This is a genomic window from Exiguobacterium sp. SH5S13 (assembly GCF_004337085.1).
GTDB lineage: Bacteria > Bacillota > Bacilli > Exiguobacteriales > Exiguobacteriaceae > Exiguobacterium > Exiguobacterium aurantiacum_A.
The window spans coordinates 19,136-41,506 of the sequence record NZ_SJUS01000023.1; the positions used below are offsets into that span (position 1 = coordinate 19,136).

16 protein-coding genes are annotated in these 22,371 nt (G+C 54.8%); 4 read left to right on the top strand and 12 right to left on the bottom strand.

The features are described 5' to 3' along the window. Positions 1-21: 21 nt before the first annotated feature. On the bottom strand, positions 22-1,704 hold the full coding sequence (locus tag EVJ30_RS11705; RefSeq protein ID WP_131469217.1) for a GGDEF domain-containing protein: 1,683 nt from the start codon (positions 1,702-1,704) through the stop codon (positions 22-24). Between the two features lie 121 nt (positions 1,705-1,825). After that, positions 1,826-2,656, bottom strand: coding sequence for a DegV family protein (locus EVJ30_RS11710; RefSeq protein WP_131456537.1), 831 nt, complete (start codon positions 2,654-2,656; stop codon positions 1,826-1,828). 177 nt (positions 2,657-2,833) lie between these two features. On the opposite strand from EVJ30_RS11710, the gene EVJ30_RS11715 reads away from it, so the two are divergent. The 3 genes from EVJ30_RS11715 (at position 2,834) to EVJ30_RS11725 (ending at position 6,680) form a co-directional block, all read left to right on the top strand. Then, positions 2,834-3,532, top strand: a complete 699-nt coding sequence (locus EVJ30_RS11715) for an ABC transporter ATP-binding protein (RefSeq protein ID WP_131469219.1) — start codon at positions 2,834-2,836, stop codon at positions 3,530-3,532. Positions 3,533-3,544: 12 nt separating this feature from the next. Continuing rightward, positions 3,545-5,869: an ABC transporter permease gene (locus tag EVJ30_RS11720; RefSeq protein WP_131469221.1), complete on the top strand. Its 2,325-nt coding sequence runs from the start codon at positions 3,545-3,547 to the stop codon at positions 5,867-5,869. Between the two features lie 85 nt (positions 5,870-5,954). Next, the gene (locus EVJ30_RS11725) at positions 5,955-6,680 is read left to right on the top strand and encodes a DUF4261 domain-containing protein (RefSeq protein ID WP_233589709.1); all 726 of its coding nucleotides are present in this window, start codon (positions 5,955-5,957) and stop codon (positions 6,678-6,680) included. 364 nt (positions 6,681-7,044) lie between these two features. On the opposite strand, the gene EVJ30_RS11730 is transcribed toward EVJ30_RS11725, so the two are convergent. The 6 genes from EVJ30_RS11730 to pulA form a co-directional block, all read right to left on the bottom strand. Beyond that, positions 7,045-7,368, bottom strand: a complete 324-nt coding sequence (locus tag EVJ30_RS11730) for a thioredoxin family protein (protein ID WP_070328566.1) — start codon at positions 7,366-7,368, stop codon at positions 7,045-7,047. A gap of 19 nt (positions 7,369-7,387) precedes the next feature. Further along, complete coding sequence (locus EVJ30_RS11735; protein WP_131456531.1) at positions 7,388-8,239, bottom strand: DegV family protein; 852 nt, start codon at positions 8,237-8,239, stop codon at positions 7,388-7,390. A gap of 114 nt (positions 8,240-8,353) precedes the next feature. Further along, positions 8,354-8,770 (bottom strand): RDD family protein, encoded by a 417-nt coding sequence (locus EVJ30_RS11740; protein WP_236634065.1) that lies wholly within the window; start codon positions 8,768-8,770, stop codon positions 8,354-8,356. 19 nt (positions 8,771-8,789) lie between these two features. Continuing rightward, the gene (locus tag EVJ30_RS11745) at positions 8,790-9,866 is read right to left on the bottom strand and encodes a nitric oxide synthase oxygenase (RefSeq protein ID WP_131456527.1); all 1,077 of its coding nucleotides are present in this window, start codon (positions 9,864-9,866) and stop codon (positions 8,790-8,792) included. Between the two features lie 110 nt (positions 9,867-9,976). Further along, complete coding sequence (locus EVJ30_RS11750; protein WP_131469223.1) at positions 9,977-12,823, bottom strand: EAL domain-containing protein; 2,847 nt, start codon at positions 12,821-12,823, stop codon at positions 9,977-9,979. Between the two features lie 229 nt (positions 12,824-13,052). Beyond that, complete coding sequence (gene pulA / locus EVJ30_RS11755; RefSeq protein ID WP_236635512.1) at positions 13,053-15,971, bottom strand: type I pullulanase; 2,919 nt, start codon at positions 15,969-15,971, stop codon at positions 13,053-13,055. 209 nt (positions 15,972-16,180) lie between these two features. On the opposite strand from pulA, the gene EVJ30_RS11760 reads away from it, so the two are divergent. After that, entirely contained in the window at positions 16,181-17,311 is a 1,131-nt protein-coding gene (locus EVJ30_RS11760; protein ID WP_131469225.1) for a GGDEF domain-containing protein, read from the top strand. Between the two features lie 30 nt (positions 17,312-17,341). Here the strand turns inward: EVJ30_RS11760 and EVJ30_RS11765 are convergent, their stop codons facing one another. The 4 genes from EVJ30_RS11765 to arsA are packed head-to-tail and all read right to left on the bottom strand — an operon-like array spanning position 17,342 to position 22,364. After that, positions 17,342-19,000, bottom strand: a complete 1,659-nt coding sequence (locus tag EVJ30_RS11765) for an FAD-dependent oxidoreductase (protein ID WP_131469227.1) — start codon at positions 18,998-19,000, stop codon at positions 17,342-17,344. A 14-nt stretch (positions 19,001-19,014) separates the two neighbouring features. Continuing rightward, on the bottom strand, positions 19,015-20,301 hold the full coding sequence (locus tag EVJ30_RS11770; protein WP_131456519.1) for an arsenic transporter: 1,287 nt from the start codon (positions 20,299-20,301) through the stop codon (positions 19,015-19,017). A gap of 30 nt (positions 20,302-20,331) precedes the next feature. Beyond that, the gene (locus EVJ30_RS11775; protein ID WP_131456518.1) at positions 20,332-20,610 is read right to left on the bottom strand and encodes a Fe-S cluster assembly protein HesB; all 279 of its coding nucleotides are present in this window, start codon (positions 20,608-20,610) and stop codon (positions 20,332-20,334) included. Further along, the gene (gene arsA / locus EVJ30_RS11780; RefSeq protein ID WP_236636086.1) at positions 20,607-22,364 is read right to left on the bottom strand and encodes an arsenical pump-driving ATPase; all 1,758 of its coding nucleotides are present in this window, start codon (positions 22,362-22,364) and stop codon (positions 20,607-20,609) included. The genes EVJ30_RS11775 and arsA overlap by 4 nt, the downstream gene beginning before the upstream one ends. Positions 22,365-22,371: the final 7 nt, after the last annotated feature.

The window sequence follows — 22,371 nt, forward strand, 5'->3', positions numbered from 1 at the left end:
CGTTTAACGGTCCTCCTTTTTTCATTGAATTCGTTCGGTCGATGTGTCCCGGTAATGGGCGACACGGTCGCGCCCGTTAAACTTCGCCCCGACGTACATCGCCCGGTCGGCATGCCGCAACACCGTATCGAGCTCTTCGTATTCATGAATCGTCTCGATGCCGATGCTCGCCGTCACTTGGACCCGGATTCCTTCCGTCCCGAACGGGTGTGACCGGAGCGCTTGCCGAATCTTCTCACCGGTCACAATCCCCGCCGCCTCGTTCGTCCTCGGGAACACGAAGACGAACTCTTCGCCGCCGTAACGCGTGACGAGGTCACTGCTCCGGACGAGCCGGTTGAACAGGACCCCCGCTTCAATCAACACTTCGTCACCGAACGCATGGCCGTACGTATCGTTAATCGATTTAAAATGGTCGAGGTCAACCAAGAAGACCGACAACGGATACGACGCGACGTCGTTCAATCGCTCTTTCGTCCAACGTTTCAACGCCCGTTGGTTCGGCAACCCGGTCAACGGATCGGTCAGACTCTCGTGCTGGAGCCGATCCCGTTCATCGATCCGCTCGAGTGACCACGATAGCGTCTTGAGCAAGCGGTGAATCTCGACCGCGAGCGCCTCATCATAAGCCCCGTTCGCCGTCGTCGAAATCATACAGCTGACCGCGTTCGTCGTACTCGTCACCGGTTGAATGACGAGCGCGGAATGATGCAGTTCGCTTTGGTTCGCCTGAAGCTCGGGATGCCACTCGTGGAGCGAATCGTACAGAAAGTACGGCTCACTCGCGTCACGGTGCCGTTCGAGCGTATACGCATCAGCGACCGCTTCCGTTTTCCGCCCCCGTACATCATAAAACGTCTGGTCCCCGTCTCGATTGATTTGAAGCCAACCACGCTCGACCTCGACGACTTCCCGTAAGCCGTTCCAAAACTTTTCAATTAACAACACTTCGCTGTCGACGCGATAGAGCTGTTCTTTCAACCGCTCGACTTGATCGATCTTCGATTGCGTCTCTTCTGTCTGTGTCGCTTTCGACAACCCCATCTTCAAGATCGACAAGAGCAGGAACGTCGCCATCAACCCGACATAACCGAACAGTTGGAACGCCTCGAGCGCGACCATCGTGAACAACAGCTCGAGCGAGATAACGAGCCAATCGAACCGTAACAGACGCCACATAATCGGTAGCGGGATCCGCTCCCCGATCAAGAACCGGGACATGACGAAGCTAAAGCCGAGGACGAGATAAAGCACTCCGAAGAAACCAATCAGTGCCGCTCCCTGCTCAAGCAAGTGGACGGTCGACCCGATCTCACCGCCGAGCGAAAAGTAGACGAGACCCGGGATGACGAGAATCATCGCCTCGATCAGCGTGTTGAGCGGATAAAAGTGTAAGAAACGCCGGCGGCCGACTTTCCTGTTGAACGCCCGTGCCTGGAACGTCAACAACAGCAATTGCCCCATTAAAAGTGCCGGGACGAGCCCGTACAAGAAGAACGTCATGAAGACGAACAGCTCGTGGAATGTGAAGTGCAGATGCCGCCGCTTTAACGGGTTCATGACGAACAAGGCACCGAGCGTGTAGATGAACCAGAAGAACGTCCAATCGAACGTTTCCATATCGGTCCACGTGTAATAGACGATCCCGATGAAGACGAGCGACCACGAAAGCCAGCTCCTTATGAGATACTTCCGAAACCGCATCGTCTCCCCCCTTTTCTTGTAACATTCCTTAACAGTATGAAGGGTTTCGGGGAAACATTCCAGTCGTTGTTTGAAAGTTGTGACAATGAAAAAAACCGTGGCGCACGCCACGGTCTGTCCGTTATTTCGCTTTCAAATAAGAAATGCCGATCGAGCCGGACCCGGTGTGGGCCCCGAGTAGCGGCGCGAGCGTGTCGACGCGGATCGGCACCTTGTCGCCGAGCTCCTGTTTCCACGACTCCGCAAGCTCCGGCACGTTCCCGTGGAAAATCGAGACGTCCGTGCATTCGCCCGACTCGATCGCCGCCCGGATGACCTCGAACAAGTGGGCTTGCGCCTTTTTATACGTCCTTACGGTCTGATACGGGACGATGAGCCCGTCCTCGAAGCGGAGTACCGGCTTCAGCTGCAGCATGTTGCCGATGAGCGCTTTTGATTTCGAGATGCGCCCACCTTTTTGCATTTGCGTCAAATTTTGAATCGTCAGTTCGATCCGGACGTCCTCGACGCGCTGTTTCATGTACGCCTCGACGTCATCAAGGGCGTCTCCGCGCTCGACGCGCTCGATCAGTTCTTCGAGCAACAGACCCATCGTATAAATACCCGACCGTGAATCGATGGCGAGCAGCTTGAACTCGGCGATCTCGGCCCCTTGGATCGACGCCGAGTACGTGCCGCTCAAGTCAGACGACAGGTGGACGGCGATGCCCATGTCATACTTCGGCTTCAACTCTTCATACAGCGTGGCGAAATCCCCGATTGCCGGTTGGCTCGTCGAGACGCGCTCGCCGGCATCGATCCAGTCGTACACCGTCTCGGCGTCGACTTCGATGCCGTCTTTATAAGGTTGATCGCCCTTGACGACGTAAAGCGGGACGATATGGATGTCTGGGTGGTGTTTGATCGAATCTGGCAAGACGACCGTGCTGTCCGTGATGTAGGCAATTTTCATGTGAGCCTCTCCTTTAAAATCGTGATTAGTACCTGGTAGTATGATTTTATCACAGGTGAAACGGTTTCACTAATTTTTCAAAAAATGTACCCGTCTTCGTCAAACGTTCAAACCTCCCAGGTCCACAATCCACCCGAAACGGGTAAAAGATAACATGGACAAAGGAGGCGTTTTTTTATGATTCGAATCGAGAACGTCAATAAGATTTATAAGACCGGTGACATCGAGACGGCCGCCTTGAAAGACGTCGACTTGACGATCAGCGATGGGGCGTTCGTCGTCATCCTCGGACCGAGCGGCAGCGGCAAGAGTACACTCTTGAACGTCATCAGCGGGCTCGATACGGTCACGTCCGGGAACATCACGTTCGATGACACCGTCTTGACCGACCTGTCCCCGGAACAGATGACGGCGTTTCGGCGCGACCATCTCGGCTTCATCTTCCAACAATACAATTTGCTCCAAAACTTGACCGTCTACGAAAATATCCAGATCGGGGCCGACCTGTCGACGCAACCGCTCGGTATCGACGAGCTGTTAGAGCAGGTCGGGCTGTCGCCTTCGCGCGACAAGTACCCGTACCAACTGTCCGGCGGTGAGCAGCAGCGCGTCTCGGTCGCCCGGAGTCTCGCCAAAAACCCGTCGATCATCTTTTGCGATGAACCGACCGGCTCGCTCGACGAGGACAACTCGAAGAAAGTGCTCGAGCTGCTCGAACGATTGAACACGACGTACGGCAAGACCGTCGTCGTCATCACCCACAACACCGGCATCAGCGCCATGGCCGACGACGTCATCAAGATGAACTCGGGACGCATCGTCGAACTGACGCACAACCCGGTCCGACAAGCCGCGCAAGACATCGCTTGGGGTTAGGAGGTTTCGACCATGCTGTATAAAAACGTCTTGAAGACGCTCGTCGGCAAATGGATGCAGCTCGTCGCCATCGCCATCATCATCGTCATGAGTTCGCTCACCTATACGATGATGTTCTACGGCATCAGCGGGATCGAGGTCCCGACCGAGGACTATTTGGCGTCGTCGAACCAAGAGGATTTCGCCGTCGAGATGCTCAACCGCGTCACCGAGGACGAAGCGAACGACCCCGAAATCGCCTCCCACGTCGCCTCGGGCACATATACGCTCGCCGACTTGAAACAGGTCGACCCGAAACGCTTCGACGACTTGATCGGCGCCCGGATCGACGCGGTCGAATCCGTCATGCCCGAGGCGACAATCGAACTTCGCGAATCCAAACTGATCACTTATCCATTCGCGGGCAGTGAACATCGGGGGCTCGTCTTAAAAGAAACAATGACGATCAATCAGTCTTACCTCGAAGCGGGCTCGCGTCCGACGACGGACGACGAGGTCGCGCTCAACGCCAAATACGCCGAGAAGAACGGGATCGAGGTCGGTGACATGATCGACCTCGGCACGCCGTTCACGGTGAGCGGTTTCGTCTTGTTCCCGGACTATACGCTCCCGCTGTTCGATGAGAACTTCTTCAATCTCGACGCCGGGACGCAGACGCTCCTGCTCATGACGGACGAGGCGTATGAAGCGGTCGTCGGCACGGAATCGTTCCGGCTCGCAGGCGTCACGGACGGCGCGATCAACACCGTCGAGCTCCCGTTCGTCGTCTCGGTCATGGAGACGGAGAATATTATGCGCAGCGGGGCCATCTATAGTGAGATCTCGTCCGGGAAAGCGATGGCGCTCGGACTTAGCCTATTCATCGTCTCGATCGCCGTCATCATCGTCGCCATTCTCATCTCGAACATGCTCGAGACCGAACGTGGTCAGATCGGGCTGTTGAAAGCGATCGGCTACAACCGGCGCCAGATTTCAGCCCCCTACTTGGTGCTCATCTTGGTGTTCGCGACGCTCATGCTCGTCATCGGGTACTTCCTCGGCCTCTACTTCGCCGACCCGCTCAAAAACCTGTATCTCGACTTCTATCTGTTGCCATCGATCACGATCGCTCAAAACCCGCTCGTCTTTTTGACCGCCGTCTTCGTCCCGCTCGTCTTCTTCGGCATCGTCGCCGGTGCCGTCATCTACAAGCTCATGGGCGAGAGCGCGCTCGCACTGTTATCACCGCGCGACAACATATCGCTCAATCGGCTCAGCCGGCTCGTCAGCCGAATGCTAAGCCAGGCCAGCGGGAAAACGAAGTTCAAATATTTATACGCCGTCAAAAGCACGGGCAGCTTCATCATCTTCTTCCTCGGTATCTTGTTCTCGACATTGTTGATCGTGTTCGCACTCATGATGAACGGGGCCGTCGACCGGATGACGGTCGGCGGATTGAACGACGTCGACTATGCGTATGAGGCGTACGCGAACACGGAATCGCCGCCAATGCTCGCCGACGGTCAGGAACCGTTCCTCGCCTATCCGTTCGCGTTCGTCGATGATCAACTCGTCACCCTTAAAGGCTTGAGCGACGACAACACGCTCTACCGGTTGCAAGACCGGGACGGGAACGAATTGACCCCTGCAACCGATGGCGTCATCGTCACCGAACCGCTCGCCTTAAAACAGAGTTTTGACGTCGGCGACACGATCGATGTCGAGCTCGACGGGGAGACGTTATCGTACCCGATCCTCGGCATCGCCGACGACTTCACGGGTGACGTCGTCTATTTACCAATTGAAATGCTCAGCAACGAGCTGACAGACGGCGCCTCGAGCGACTTGTTCAACGGCGTCTACGCCAGTGAACGGCCGGACGAGTCGGTGTATCCGACGATTCTGTCGCGCGACGGTTTGATCGAACAGTCCGAGTCGATCAACGAATATATGAATTTGATGATGAACGTCATGATCGGCGGCTCCGCCTTGATCGCCTTCAGCATCTTGTTCGTCTTGACCGCGCTCACGGTCGAGAAGAACTATTACGTCATCTCGCTCCTCAAAGTGATGGGGTATAATCGACGTGAGGTCCGCTCGATGATTCTTGACAGCTACTTCGTCTACGCACTCATCTCGGCACTCCTGAGCATCCCGATCGCCCTCGTCGTCCTCCGGATAATCATCGTCGTCTTCGCCGAGGACTACGGGCTCGTCTTGCCGCTCGAGTTTGAATGGATATACGTGCTCTATACGGTCGGGGCCGTCACGCTCTTGTTCTTCGTCAGCACGTTCATCAGCCGGCGCAAGATCGATCAAATCCCGCTCCAAGAAGTGTTGAAGACGTATCAAGAATAATTTTGCTCGAAATAGGGCATAATAAGAGAAGAGACTAGGCCTCTCGCTTGAGGGGCCTAACTATTTGCAGAAGAGGATGATTCTAATGAACCGTACACAAGTATTGCTCGCCATCCCAGGAAACTGGCCATCGGCCGAGGCCGTGAGCGAAAAAATCAGTTTACATAGCGAAGGCTATACGATGGCCGGTCTGTTGCTGTTAGAAGACGAGACCGGAAAAGCGTTCACCGTCGAAGTCGTCGAACGCGACCCGGCGCTCGCCGAGGCGATGATTCACGCCAGCACGAGCGGCTTCACACCGAAAATCGCCAAAGGACTCACGCGCCACACGCATATCGTCTATTTGATCGGCGACGTCAATGATGTGACAGACATCGCCGCGGCCCGTCGCGGGGCGAACGCCCTGTTGAACGCCGGCGGACTCGGTGTCATGGTCGAGACGGCAGGCGTCGCTTATTCGAAAGACGAATGGCAAGCGTCGAAAGAAGAAGACCTCGCCCTCGACTACTCGCTCCTCACCGCCATCACGGAAGAAGAGACGGCGTACGTATCGTGGGGCATGAAAGCGTTCGGCCATGCCGACGTCGCCGTACCAGAAACGCTCGAGATCGAAGACGCGATCCACGTCATCCATTCGTTCAACTTCCATTTGATCGCAGGCGGATCGATGTTCGGTGATGGCGATAGCTTCACGTTCGAGGACGGCAAGACGTTCACGGTCGAGATGGGCGAAGACGAGCGCACATCAATCGACAACTTGCTCCATAACCCGTTCGGCTTGATCTATCTCGTACCACAAATTGCAGAATAACATGTCAATCGATTAATTTGGACCCACATCCAGATTGATCGATTTTTTGATATCGCTCGTCCTTCCGGCGCCCACGCTTTCCTGCAGGAGTCGGGGCGCCATCGGACGAGCAACAAAAAGGTACTGTTCGAAAACTAATCGAACAGCTAATAGCCGAACGGAAAATCATCCGTGTCGGAAACGGTCCATCCACTCGCTACCAGCCCCTAAAGTAAACAAGAGCTCACAGATCATTCGTCTGTGAGCTCTTGTTGTTTCGGCATGTCGAGCGGCAAAAAGTAATGGTCGCACCCTTCCTAACCTCACTAATTTTACCTAAATCATCACGACAATCAAAAAAATCCACAGACACACGTCTGTGGATTTACTTTCTCATCTCTTGGAGCCGTTCGAGTTGGTGGGTCAACTCACCGATTGGCACGAACCGGGCCCGGCGGAGCATCTCTTTGCCGTCGATGAAGAACAAGACGACCGGTACGGTGAAAATCGAATAGGCGCCAGCGATATCCGGCACTTCGTCCGAATCGACCGCGACCGCCTCGATGTCGGGAAAATCAACGAGCATCTCCTCGACTTGCGGCTTGAGCGAGTGACAGACGCTGCATCCCGGGTGCGAGACATAGACGAGCAACTGCTCGGCATCCGCGACCCGCTCTTTCAATGTCGTCAGTGCCTTCACTGCCTCCATGCTGTCTCCCCCTTTCAACTTAAGCGTCGAGCCAAAGCACACCGACCGTCTCAAAGCCGGCATGGACCGCAATCGACGGACAGAAACGTGTCTTCACGACCTCAACCTCCGGCAATTTCGCTTGGATGAGGGCGACGAGGTTGTCTTGCATCTCTGGCGCGAGCGCCGTCTGGACGAAGACGCGGTTGTTATAGATCCCGTTCGCCGCATGAAGACGTTCGAGTTCGGTGACCATCTCAGCGTACGCTTTTTTGATCGAACGCACTTTCTTGAACGGGATGACTTTCCCGGATTCGTCGAGCGTGATGATCGGTTTGATGTTCAAGATGTTCGCGAGGAACATCTCACCTGATGACACACGTCCGCCTCGGCGCATCGTCTCCATGTTCCCGATGATCATGAAGAAGTTTTTCTTGTCACGCCATGCTTCGAGAAGAGCAACGATCTCCTCGACCGACTTGCCTTCCTTCTCGGCAGCGAGACCGAGACGGACGAGCTCTTGCTGCGCCTCGAGCGCCGCGTGCGAGTCGACCGTATGCACTTCAAATCCAGCCGCTTCGGCCGCAGCACTCGAGTTTTTGACGGTGCTGCTCAATCCGTTCGAACAGTGGACGGCGATGGCGCAATCGTACCCTTCTTCTTTTAAGCGCTCATAACGCGAGATGAAGTCACCAAAAATCGGTTGCGACGTCTTCGCTTCTTTCTTTTGGTCAATCATGTAGCGGTGCAAGTCCTCAATCGAGAGGTCGACTTCACTGTAGCCGCTCCCATCGACGATCAATTGGATCGGGACGATCTCAACGCCGAGCTGGGCGGCCTCCTCTTTCGAGAAGTTAGCCATACTATCGGTAATCCATGCAATTTTTGTCATAACAAATAGTCCTCCAGTAGTCGTTCAATTTTTTCCTCTTTTATTATAACCCATTTTCCCCGCCACTTCCCCGAAGAAAAAAGCAGAACGATTGCGGAATCGCCCTGCTCCCGTTCATTTTGTCGAAATCAGCTTTGTATGGGCGAACTCATCGTGCGGCAGTTCGAGGTCTTTATTCGACTTCATCTGTTGAAGTGCACGAAGAAGTGGTAGACCGAGCGTCGCCGGATAGACGACGTCCTTGTAGAGCGTCCGTTTCATGACTTGTTCGAGCGTTAGCGGCCGGCCGTCTTGGCTCACGACTTTAATCCCGACGATTTTGTCGCCGATCGTCTGCCCGTCCCGGTTGAGCAAGAAGTAGGCTTCTCCTGCGATGGAGACGATTGTCGGTAAGTAATAATGCTTCACTTCTTTATCCGGCCAAATTCTTTTACGGATCGTCTTCTCGACGAGTTTCGCGGGTGCTTCTAATAGGATTTTATCGATTCGACTAGCTACAGCGCGTTTCCAGATTGGGACTGCCACGTTCATCATCCTTTCGTTTCGTTTCCTAGCCTTTAGATTCCTCTTTTGGCTTGGCTTGAAACGCTGAAAACGGACAACCTGACCGCGCGAACAAGTTCGGCGTCACAATCTTGTCATCATAGTGGCGATGAAAGACGTGGGTCGAGGCCGGTGACAGCGGCGGGATGAGCCAACTCCACTGTCCGGTCACGTCACGACCGGCGTCCGTCTCATTTTTCTCGAACCGTTTAAATTGTTTCGCCGCTGTATGATGGTCGACAATCGTCACGCCGGCGCGCTCGAACGATTGCAAGACGGCGACGTTCAGCTCGACGAGGGCGCGGTCACGCCAGAGCGTCCGCTCTTTTGACGTATCGAGACCGAGTGATACCCCGACGAGCGGGAGCAGGTTATAGCGCTCGACGTCGGCGAGGTTGCGCGCCCCGATCTCTGTCTCCATGTACCATCCGTTGAACGGGACCGATGTGAAGCGGTGTCCACCGATCTCAAGCTCCATGTCAGCGATGGCCGGGACGGCGTGCCACTTGACGTCACGTCCCCCGAACAAATCGACGTCGTCATGGCGAATGTCGACCTCGAGCACGGCGTCGGCCGGCAGTTCATACATGCGGATCTCGTTCCCGTCTGTAAGCAAGAGCGGTAACAGATCGAAAGCAGTACCGGCCCCGACCCACCCAAAACGCATCGCTTGTCTCGTCATCGACAGCGATAGCGGGTCACCGACGATGCCGTCTGTCGTCTCGTACGCCGCATAACGGATGAGTTGCGTGTTCAAAATCCGAAAATGGTTCGGGAGGACGGTCATCGTCGAGCGGATCTTTCCGCCGTTCGTCGCGTAGCGAAGATGGGCGACGATTGCTTCAAACACGTCATCGAACGTTTCCGCGTCACGCGCGTCATGGACGGTGAGCGTCTGCCAAAACAAGCGGCCGATGCAGCGGTTCGAGTTGCGCCATGCGAGTTGTGCCCCGGACGCCAATTCGTCCGTCGTGAGCGTGTACGTCCCGGTCCGCTCGATTTCGGCTTCGATCTCCCGTAACCGTTCGGTATGCTCCCCATCAAGTTGTGAGAAAAAGTGGCGGGCTGCCTGTAGTCGATCCATCGTTTCTGTCTCCTCTTCTAATCTGTCCCTTCCATCTTAGAGAAAATCACGTCCCGTTTCTAGTTTTAGGGCGCACAAAAAGCGAGCCGGCAAATCCGGCTCGCTGTGTCTCATTCTTCGACTAAATCTTTCGCTTGTTGAATCGTGAAGCCGCGCGGTTTGTCACTCTCAAGCGCGGTCAACCGTTTCTCGAGTTCGACGGTCTGTTCGTACGTCGCTTCATATTGATACAATCCGTTCGCGAGCTCGGTCAATCGCGTCACTTGAATCGGCAGTGACGGCTGCCCGTCGTCAAGCAAGATGACGAGATTGATATCACTGTCGACCGGTAACCGAATCGAGCTATAAAAGGCGATCGCTTTAAAACCGCGCTTCATAATGACGATCGGCGATGTCCCGACCGCGACCGCTTGATTGCGCAGGCGTGTGATCGTGATGCCGGCGTGGATCAACCGGTTCGACGGTTGGATCGTCTCGACGTACTCTTCGATCGGGATGAGCGTTCCCGCTTCAAGCGCTTGTTCAAAATCGGATTCTCGCAACGGTCGGCTGAAAATGAAACCTTGAATGACGTGACAACCGAACTCACGGAGCCGAAGCAGGTCATCCATCATCTCGACACCCTCGACGACGACGTTCATCCCGAACTCTTCGGCGATGAGGAGCAGACTCCGGATGATGCCTTGGGCTTTTCGGCTTTGATTGACGTTATGGGCGAAGATGCGGTCGATCTTGATCGTCTGGGCACTGTACGCCTGCAAGTAAGCAAGCGACGAATACCCTTTCCCGAAGTCGTCAAACGCGATCGGGATACCGAGGTTGTTCAACCGCTCGAACGCCTGTGTGATCTGCTGGGCGTCGTCTAACAGTGACGTCTCCGAGATCTCGACTTCGAGATACGACGCCGGGACGTGGAAGCGGTCTAACATCTCTTCAAACACGCGTTCAAACCGTTCTTGATACAAGTATTTGGCCGAGACATTGATCGAGATCGGGACTCGATGTTTGAGCGACGTGATATAGCGGCACACCTCCTCGATCAACCAGTTCGTCAAGTCGAGATGGAGGTTGCTCTCCTCGGCGAGCGGAATAAATTCAGTCGGCGAGATCGAGCCCCACGTCGGGTGCGTCCAGCGCATGAGCGCCTCGGCTCCGACGATTTGACCGGTCCAGGCGTTCACTTTCGGTTGATACATCAAATAGAACTCGTTGTTTTGCAGCGCACCTCGCATATCGCGCAACAGCTCGTAGCGTTTAAGTGACTCGATGTCCATTTGCGACGAATACAGTTCGAGTTTCGTCCCGAACTTTTTATCGGCCCGGTTCATGGCGACGCACGCGTGCTTGATCAGTTCGCTCGCCTGTGCCCCGTCTTCAGGATAACGGCTGACGCCGATCGAGATGCGCGCGAACAAGTCATACGCGTCAATACGGAACCGGTGCTTCGACAGCGTCCCAAACTCTTTCCCGAGCGCGAGCACTTCCGGGTCTTCCATCCGGCGTGGCAACACGATCAAGACGTTATCCGCATCGAGATGACCTAGCAAGGCGTCTTGTGGCAACAGACGAATCAATTGGTTCACCGTCGCGACACGCCACTCGTCACCGAGCTCGTAGCCGAACGTATTGTTGATTTCAGTGATGCGGTTGAACGAAAGCGAGAACAACGTGAACGGGTCGCGTTTGCGCGTGAGTTGATAGACCGATCCTGTGATCGATTCACGGTTCGGCATGTTCGTGATCGGGTCGAGCGAGGCGAGGCGCCAGATCTCTTGTTGCTGTTCTTTCAGTTGGGTGATGTCTTTGACGAGCGTCCGAAAACCGATGACGATTCCACCTTCAGAGAAAATCGGTTCCCGGTTCTCTTCGACCCACTTGACGTTCCCTTTGGCGAAGATTCTGTAGGAAAACGTCACCGGTTTTCCGCTGAGCGTCATTTCGCGTGCCTGTTTGATTTTCGGAAGGTCATCCGGCACGACGATACGCTGCCAATAGTCCGGGTGCGTATTGAATTGGTCTTCCGTATAACCGAAGATGAGCGAGAAGCCCGGTGTCAAAAATTTGAACTGTTTCGTCTCGAAGTAACGTTCAAAAATGACCGAGTCGACGATTTCGCACAGTTGTTTCACTTTTAACCGTTCTTTCGTGAGCGCCGATTCGGCATCGACCAAGTTCGTGAGGTCAAACATCGCCCACGTCACCGATTTCCGATCTTTCGATATCCCGACGTGGACAATCAAGTCCAAATATTTTTGTTGCTTCGGATTGAACGCTTTGACTTGAGTCTCATAATCGTGCTGTTCGGGGTCATTGATAAGCGACTCGACGGCCGCCGCAAACGCTTCACGTTCATTCTCATGAATCATATTACGGAAATGCTCGCGCTCCATTCCCCCTAACTGACGTTTAGACAGCCCGAGCAGTTCACCCGTCTGCGGTGAATGATAAAATTCGCCAGACTCGAGGTCAAGTTCGATCAGGATGAGACCCGGGATGCGCTCGAACAGCGTCCGTCCCACTTTCATCCGATTGTATCGTTCGCGCAGTTCCGTCTGGGTCGTCAAGTCTTTGACGACGCCGTACAGGCCGGTGATGACCCGGCCGGTATAGAGCGGCGTATTCGTGACCGACAGATGAATGCGTCGCTTGTCCGCATTCAGCGCTTTCAGTTCATAATGGACCGTCTCCCCATGGAGCGCCCGCTGATGAAAGGCGTGAACACGTTCGCTTTCTAGTTTTGGAAGCCAGGAGGCAGGATCGACGAAACGTTCCTCTTCCCTGTTGAAGAGAAGCGACAACTTTTCGTTCGAGTCGATGAAGTTCAAATCTCGATCAAGGACGTACACCGCGTCCGGATATTGATCGAGCAATAACGGATCGATATTGATTTGCCCCTCATGCTCGGCCTGCTCAACGTTTGATTCCAATACATGCTTCCAATTACGAAAGAAGCCCATGTGTACCACTCCTTCGTGTGACAAATGTCACGTTTCGATACGTGTTAACTTGATTATACAAGATTGATTAGTTGAAAACGCTTCTGCATTTTGCAAATAAGGGAAATGTACCGATTTACACACATATATTCAAAAAAATGTCATGCCTTAATGTGCTGTTAACCTACTCCTCTCCCACACGATGACGACGTAAAAAAGACCACGGATGTTGGCTCCGTGGTCTCGCGCATTATGGTTGTTTTACGACGACCGTCGCATACGATGGCACGTCGACATAGCCCGAGACGCGTTTGATCGTCTTCGTTCCTGCCTGACTGCCGTCGACAATCACGTTCCACTGTCCTGTCGGAAGTTTCACTTTGACCGTTTCTGCGTTGGCGTTATGTGTGATGAACAAGTCTTTCTTCTGGCCAGGCGCTTTGTCATCGATCAAATACGTGATGACGTTTGGCGCAGAACGATAGAACTTGACGTTCTTCTTGACGTCAGTCGCTTTCGTCATGCGAAGCCCTGGGTTTTGTTTACGCATCTCGATCAAGCCTTTCATGTACTGGACGTCCGCCTTACGGTCAGCGGCGCGTTTCCAATCCATTTGGTTGATGCGGTCTGGTGATTTGTACGAGTTGTGGTCGCCTTCTTTCGTCCGCATGAACTCTTGCCCGGCGTGGAGGAATGTCGTCCCCTGGCTCGTCAAGAGGATGCTTGACGCGAGACGATGCATCTTCGTCCGGTCCGCTTCCGCCGTCTCTTTATTCGTGAGTTCGAGCTTGTCCCAAAGCGTGTGGTTGTCGTGCGCTTCGACGTACGTGATTGCTTGCGTCGGCTCTTTCGTGAAGCCTTTGATCTCGGCATTGTAGTCGATCTCACCGACGATTCCCGTCTTGATGCGGTTCTCAAGACCGTCTTTGCCGTTGATGAAGCCGTTGTCCGTGTCGATAAAGACGCTGCCTTTCAAGCCGTCACGGATGTTGTCGTTAAAGTGAGCGACGCGGGGCATCTTGTAGGCGTTCTTTTGGTTCGCTTTCAGTGCCGGGTCGAGTGGTGTGTTGAGGTCCCAACCTTCGCCGAAGACGAGGATCGATTTATCGACTTTGTCGAGCGCTTGACGGACTTGGTTCATCGTCTCGACGTCGTGGATGCCCATGAGGTCGAAGCGGAACCCGTCCCAATGATATTCTTGCGCCCAGTAGACGACTGAATCGACGATGAGTTTTTGCATCATCTTGCGCTCAGACGCGGTGTCGTTGCCGACGCCCGTCCCGTTCGCGAAGTCGCCGCCTGCCGTGTAACGGTAGTAGTAGCCTGGTACGATCTTATGAAGGTTCGAGGCTTGCGCATCGAACATGTGGTTGTAGACGACGTCCATGACAGCACGCAAGTTGTGGTCGTGGAGACCTTGAATCATTTCTTTCATTTGCATGATTCGAACTTTTGCGTCATAAGGGTTCGTCGAGTATGAGCCTTCCGGCGCGTTATAGTTTTTCGGGTCATAGCCCCAGTTGTATGTCGCGTTCGGTTTCGTCTCGTCGACCGAGGCCGTGTTGTAGTCATACACCGGGATGAACTGGACGTGCGTCACGCCGAGGTCTTTGACGTGGTCAAGGCCTGTCTTCGTCGCCGTCTTCTTCCCGTTTTCAATCAAACGAGTACCCGGTTGAACGACACCAAGGTATTTGCCTTTATAGCGAATTCCTGAATCGTACGTGTTCGATGTGACGTCAAAGATTGAGAAGTCACGGACGTGTGTCTCGTAGATGATCGCGTCCGTCGCGTTTTGAAGCTTCGGTTTCATCGAGTTCCAACGTTTCGGTTTCGTCTCGTTCAAGTCGACGATGACCCCTTGGTCCCCGTTGACGCCGACCGCCGTCGCATACGGATCGACCGCACGGACGCTGCCTGACGCATGCTTGACGTTGTACGTGTAGCCGATGCCGTCGAGGTCGCCACGGACTTCAGCAGTCCACGTGCCGCGCTCGCCGCGTTTCATCGCAATCGTTTTCTTGATATCCTTGTCGTTCGCCGGACGGTCTTTCGGCATGTTCCACAGTTCGAGTGAAACGTCTTGAGCCGTCGGTGCCCACAAGACGAAATTTGTTTTCGACTTTTGATACGTGATGCCGAGCTTGCCGTTATACGCATACTTCGCATCGAATTCTGGTGACCGAAGTACGTCGCCCGCTTGCAGCACTTTGTCACCGAACGTCGGGTGCGACGCCGTGATGACTTGCGCCAAGTCGAGGTCAGCGCTGAAGTTTACCGTGACCGATTTGTCGCCAGTCTTCTCGACCGACTCGACTGCCGCGCCATCGACCTTCAATTCACTAAGGAACTGCTCATCGATCGCGCGGTTGAGCGTTAGTTCCGCCTGACGGAACGTGTTTGCCTCGAACGAGACGATTTTTGGTGAGCGGTCGATTTCTGGCTCTGAATAGTAAATCGTCGAATCACCTTCGACGAGCCAAATCTCTTTCGCCGTGCTGAGCGCGAAGCGGTCTTCGCCGTCCTTGTCGGACCATTCGCCTTTTTTCGTGATCAGACCGATGAGTTGTTTCGCATCCGGATTCGCAAACTTCACGTTCGCGACACCGCCGTAGGCGTCCGTCTCATCAAAGTTGATGCTTTGACCGTCGCCACCGTCCGGCCACGTCCAAACACCCCAGTCGGTGTATGTATTGTCATAGCGGAAGTAGTGGACTTTCATGTCGACTTCCGTCTTCGCCGTCTCCCCGTCCGGGTTCGACGTGTAGATTTTCGAGTCGCCCGACTTGATCCACACTTCGGCGACACCGTCCTTGATCATGTCTTTCGTGATCAGGCGGTCGTTTTCCGACCCTTTATCCTTGTCCCAATTGTCCGTTCGGACGATGAGACCGATCTGTTCAGGTGAGTCGACCGGGAATTCGTAGGCCGCCACCTTGCCGTAATCGTCCTCGCCGTTAAAGGCGAAGCCTTTGTTCGGGAAGTAATCTGGGCCATTCGCCCAAAGCCATAAGTTCCAATCCATTTGATTGTCTGGCGCCTCTTGATAGTGGACGACGACTAGTGTCGACTCTTTATCAAGGGCAGACGCTGACATCGGAAACATCGACAGAATCAGTGCAAACGTTAGCACAACTGCCCATACTGGTTTCCATTGTTTGTTGACCATGTGGGTCCCTCCTTGTAGCATGAATTTAGGAAAACGCTTACACAAAAATTGTAAACGTTTGCTTCCTTAATTTCAATTCTTTTCTAAATAAACGACTAACGTTTCCCATATCAAGCCACTTGTTGGTTCGAACTCATTTTCCCATCACAAAATGATTGCTTTTTTATCCTCATCTGCCGAATATAGAAAATAGGGGAGGGATTTTTAAAATGTCGATGACCAATTTAATCAATAACTTGATTGCCAACGCCAGCTTACTGCTGATCGGCCTTTATATGATCTCGCGCCTCACGAAGCTCGGGTTCACGAGCAAGCTCCCGTTAAGACGGCAAATCACGATTTCACTACTCCTCGCCGGCCTGACGATCGTGATTACGTTGCATGGTGTGCTCTGGAACGCCCAAGCCGACTTTCAGTACGGGTTTGTCCCCATCATCATTGCCGGCCTTTACTTTGGCCTCCAAGGCGTCCGGATCACGTACGTCTCGAGCATACTGCTGCTCCCGTTCATCATATCGGATACGTTGCTGTTAATCGTTTTTCTCGACTATACGGTCGCGGCCACAACCGCAGTCGTCTATATGAAACTCCGGGAGCGGATCAAACCGACACGGGACATCCGCATCGTCAACGCCATCACCCTCGGATTTATCATTTTATTCTCGCTCTTAAATTTTAGTAACTATGCCGCTCCAAGGATGTACGTCTATACGTTGGTCGCTTTCATCATAATTGGATATTCAACCGGGTTCGTCCTTCATATCGTCTATGGGGGCATCCGCAAAATGCAGCGCTCGGAACGGCAGATCACAAAATATCGAGAAGCCGCCTACACCGACGCCTTGACGGGTCTTGGCAACCGTCGTCGCTTCGAGGAAGAGATGAAGCGCGTCGACGAGGAAGTGTTCTCGAGTCCTTACGACATCACGCTGCTCTTACTCGATATCGATCATTTTAAATCGGTGAACGATACGTATGGCCATGATGCCGGCGACGCCATCTTGATCGAGCTTGGCAAACGGCTCACAGAGACGGCCCGTACCGATGACATGGTGTGTCGCCACGGTGGCGAAGAGTTCTCGGTGCTGTTGTCGGACTGCAACTTGTCGCAAGGGTTCGTCATCGCCAACCGCTACTTGCGTCAAATCGCGGAAAGTCCATTTTTGCTGCCGGACGGCAAACAGCTCAACATCACCGTCTCGATCGGCGTCACAAGTACGTCCGAACCAAAGATCGTCACGTCCGAACAACTCATCAAAAAGTCCGACCTCGGTCTGTACGTCGCCAAACGTAGCGGTCGCAACCGGGTCAGTAAATGGAATCAGCAACATGCAAATTAGACCCGACTCATGTGAGTCGGGTCTAATTGATTAGTTACCGTATTTTTTAAACAACTGATAATTCTTGTTGCCACCTGACAAGTTGTAGACGTCGGTGAAACCGAGGTTACGGAGCACGTTTTGCGCCGCGTTCCCCGTGACGCCGCCGTTGCAGTAGACGACCGTCGGCTTGTCTTTCGCGAGGTCTTTTGACGCCTCGCGGAGCTTGCCGAGCGGGATGTTGACCGCACAGTCGACGCACGCCTTCTCAAACTGCGCCGCTTTCCGTGTATCGATGACCTGGATGTCCTCGTTCGCGTCGATTCGCTGCTGTAGCTCAGCCGGCGTGATGAGACGGGCCGACTTGTTCATGCTGTTCGCCAGTGCCATCCCCGTGTACATGACCGGGTCTTTCGTCGTCGAAAACGGCGGTGCGTACGCGAGGTCGAGGTGGAACAAATCATCAACTTTCGCTTTGAACGTGATCGCCGTGACGAACACGTCGATACGCTTGTCGACGCCTTCGAAGCCGACGATTTGGACGCCGAGCAGTTGACGTGTCGCCCGGTCGCCGACCGCTTTGATCGTCATGTCTTTCCCGCCCATGTAGGCCGGCTTGTCCGGTTTCGTGTTGTGGAGCACTTCGACGTCGTAGCCGAGGTCACGCGCTTCACGCTCCGAGAGACCCGTCTGCGCGACTGCGAGGCCGAACACTTTGAAGATGCCCGTCCCGAGGATGCCGCGGTGTTCGAGTTCCCCGCCCGTGAGGAGATCACCAAGTGAACGTCCCATCTTGTTCGCTGTCGAGCCGAGTGGGCGCCAAATCGGTTTACCCGTGACGAGCGAGACGCTTTCAGCGACGTCGCCGGCAGCATAGACGCTGTCCACGTTCGTCTCCATCCGTTCGTTGATGGCGATCGCACCCGTCTCACCGATCGTGACACCGATCGACTTGGCGAGTTCCGTGTTCGGACGGACACCGACCGATAGGATGACGAGGTCTGTGTCAATCGTCTTCCCGCTTTCCGTGACGACGCGTTCGACATGACCGTCGCCGACGAGCTCTGTCACGGTCTCACCGAGCAACAGCTCGATGCCGTTCTTCTCGAGGTGGTCCTCGACGCGGCACGCCATGTCTTTGTCGAGCGGCGGCATCACTTGCGGGATGCGCTCGATGATCGTGACGTCGATGCCACGAAGTTTGAGCTGCTCGGCCATCTCAAGACCGATGAAGCCGGCCCCGATGACCGTCGCATGTTTCGGGTTCGTCGCGTCGACGAAGTTGCGTGTCGCTTCCGCGTTCTGGATGTTGCGGATCGGGAAGACGTTATCTGACTTCACGCCCGGGATCGGCGGGACGATGCTCGAGGCACCGGTCGCGAGGACGAGGACGTCATAGCTGTCCGTGAACGCCTCACCCGTCTCCAGGTTTTCGACCGTGACCGTCTTCGCGTCCTTGTCGATTGCCGTCACGTTATGACGCGTCATGACATCGATGTTGTAACGCTTTTTGAAGAAAGCGGCGTCGCGTGGCGTCAAGTCATCGCGTGACTCGACTTCGCCTCCGACGTAATATGGGATCCCGCAACCTGAGTAGGAGATATCGTAATCGCGGTCGTAAATCGTAATTTGTGCGTCTTCGTTGTTACGACGTGCTTTCGCCGCGACTGATGTGCCGGCAGCGACTGAACCGATGATGACTAACTTCATAGAAAATCCACTCCTCAATATAGTAGTAAGCTGATATACAGGCCGAGCAACGTGATGGCAAGCGTTGGGATCGTCAAGACGATCCCGATTTTAAAGTATTGCCCCCAACCGATCTTAAGTCCTTTCGTCCGGAGCACGTGAAGCCACAGCAGCGTCGCGAGCGACCCGATCGGTGTGATCTTCGGTCCGAGGTCGGAACCGATGACGTTCGCATAGATGAGCGCTTCGCGAATCTGACCCGACGTATTCGTCAAATCGATGGCGAGCGCGTCGATCATGACGGTCGGCATGTTGTTCATGACCGACGATAAGATCGCGGCCAAGAAGCCCATCCCGAACGTAGCCGTGAACACATCGACAGAGAACCAATCGATGAAGTTGGCGAGCACTTGTGTCAGCCCCGCGTTTTGTAGACCGTAGACGACGATGTACATCCCGAGCGAGAAGAAGACGATCGCCCACGGCGCGCCTTTGACGACTTGCTCCGTCTTCACAGCAGGCGAACGGTTCGCCATGATCAGGAAGAACAGGGCGATGACACCGGCGACGAGCGAGACCGGGATGCCGATGATGTCGCTCGTGAAGTAGCCGATGACGAGCAACGCGAGGACGACCCACGACAAGCGGAACATCTTATGGTCTTTAATGACCGTGCTCGGCTCGACGAGTTTTGACAAGTCGTACTGCTTCGGGATGTCTTTCTTAAAGTACAAGTACAAGACGAGCAGACTGCCGGCGACGGCAAACACGTTGACGAACACCATCCGCGCTGCATACTCAGCAAAACCGATGCCGAAGAAGTCGGCCGAGACGATGTTGACGAGGTTCGAGACGACGAACGGCAAACTTGCCGTATCGGCGATGAAGCCCGAGGCGATGACGTACGCCAAGACGACGGCGTCCGGTAATTTAAGCGCCCGTACCATCGCGAGTACGATCGGCGTCAAGATGAGCGCCGCCCCGTCGTTCGCGAATAATGCGGCGACAAGCGCACCGAGTAGCGTGATGTAGACGAACAGTTTGACACCGCCGCCTCCGGCGATCCGAGCCATATGTAAAGCGGCCCACTCAAAGAATCCGATCTCATCCAAAATGAGCGAGATGAGAATGATGGCGATAAACGTAAACGTCGCGTTCCAAATGATGTCCCACACCGTTCCGACGTCATCAAAATTGACGACCCCGGTGATGAGGGCAATGGCCGCCATCCCCATCGCCGAGTAACCGATGCCGAGGCCTTTCGGTTGCTTGATGATGAGGAAGAGCGTCACTAAGAAAATGATACTAGCAATCCATTGCACAATGAGTTCCTCCAATAATCTCTATTTTTGTTAGCACGTTTGTTGAAGACCGCGTAAGAACAGGCTTGCGCTGTCTTCTGTCATTTCGACGTCGAGCGTGACGTTCTCGGCCATCGCTTCTGCGTCTTTCGAGACAGCGAACGTGAGGCCGTCATAGTCTTTCACGTCGTCCGTCGCTTCCGGGGCGGCGATGTGGAGACCGAGCGTCGGTCCGCAGCACCCTGCTTCCGTACAAATCCGGACTGATTTCACTTCTTCATCCTCGAGTGCTGTTTTCATAAAATCGATTGCTTCATTCGTGATGTTCATTTGACTTCCTCCTTCAATAGTTGAGATAACGCCGGATAGCCGACCGGCAAGTGTTGTTGCCAAGACAATAGCGTCGGGCGCGGATACGCGTTCACCCGTTCGAGCCAGATCGCCTCACTCGCGACTTTCGCCGTGAGCAGTTTGCTTTCGACGTCGAGCGGTGTGAACGATTGGTTGACGACCCAGGCGAACGGACTGATACCGGCACGTTCCAAGTCGGTGACGAGCCGCTCGGCTTCATACACCGGTGTCGCTTCAGGGAGCGTCGTGATGACGACGTGCGTCTGTTTCGGGTCACGAAGCTTCGGCAACAGTTCGCGGACCGCTTCCGGGACGACACCGGTCGAGCGTTCGAGCTCACGGTGATAGCTCTCGGTCGCGTCGAGCAAGAGCAGTGTATGTCCGGTCGGTGCCGTGTCGATGACGACGAACCGGTCTTTCGCTTTGGCGACTTGACCGGCGAAAGCGCGGAACACCGCGATCTCTTCCGTACACGGCGAACGCAAGTCTTCTTCAAGCATCGCGCGCTGTTCATCGGTCATGTCCCCTGCTTCATGGAACACGTCGGCCCGATAGTTTTCGATTTCGACTTTCGGGTCGATCGCGTCGACCGTGAACGTGGCGGGCACGTCCTCACCGATTGTGAAAGCGACGTGTGCCGCCGGGTCGGTCGTCGTCAAATGGACGGCGTGACCTCGTTCGCTTAAAGCGACGGCGAGGAGTGAGGCGAGCGTCGTCTTGCCGACCCCACCTTTGCCCATCGTCATGATGACGCTCGGACCGTCCGCTTCGATCTCATCGACGAGCGTATCGATCGAACCGTAACGGCTCGCATCATATGTCATATCCGGTACGTCGACCGCCTCCCCGTTCACCCAACGGCGCAGCGCCGGGACGCCGACCAAGTTCTCATAAGCGTATGGGAGCGTGAACGTCTCGAGCGTGTCGACGCCTTGTGGCAAGTTGGCGAGCGCGTCTTGTTGGCGCTCGATGAACCGTCTCGTATAACGGTCCGTGCCTTCCGCCGGATCGACGACACCGTTGATGACGAGCTGCATCCGCTCGATCCCGATGGCGTGGAGTTCCATCGCGGCACGACTCGCCTCGACGAGCGTCGACGTCTCAGGACGGGCGACGAGCAACAGTGTCGTCTCGTCTCCGTTCGAGAGCGTCTCGACCGCCCGTTTATATTGATGTTGCTTGTCTGATAATCCAGCGAGCGGACCGAGGCACGAGACGCCGGTCGTGTTCGTCTCTAAAAATTCGTCCCATGCGCTCGGGAGCGTGAGCAACCGGAGCGTATGCCCGGTCGGTGCCGTGTCGAAGATGACATGGTCGTACGTGTCACGGGCCGTCTCTGACGTCAACAGCTCGGTGAACTGATCGAACGCCGCGATCTCGACCGTACAGGCACCGGACAGTTGCTCTTCCATCGACTGGATGGCGACGTCCGGGAGCACTCCGCGATACGGGCCGACCATGCGTTCCATATACGCTTTTGCCGCTTCTTCCGGGTCGAAGTTCGCAATCAATAGCTCCGTCCCCGGGACTGCTCGCGGTGTCTCGTCAAGTTCCATCTCGAACACGTCTTGCAAATTACTTGCCGGGTCGGTCGAGACGAGCAAGACGCGCTTGCCACGGTCAGCGAGCGTCAAGGCGAGGCTCGAGGCGGTCGACGTCTTCCCGACGCCGCCTTTCCCGGTCAAAAACATGTAACGGGTCGGCTCAATCGTATTAAAATCAAAGCGATTCATCATGACG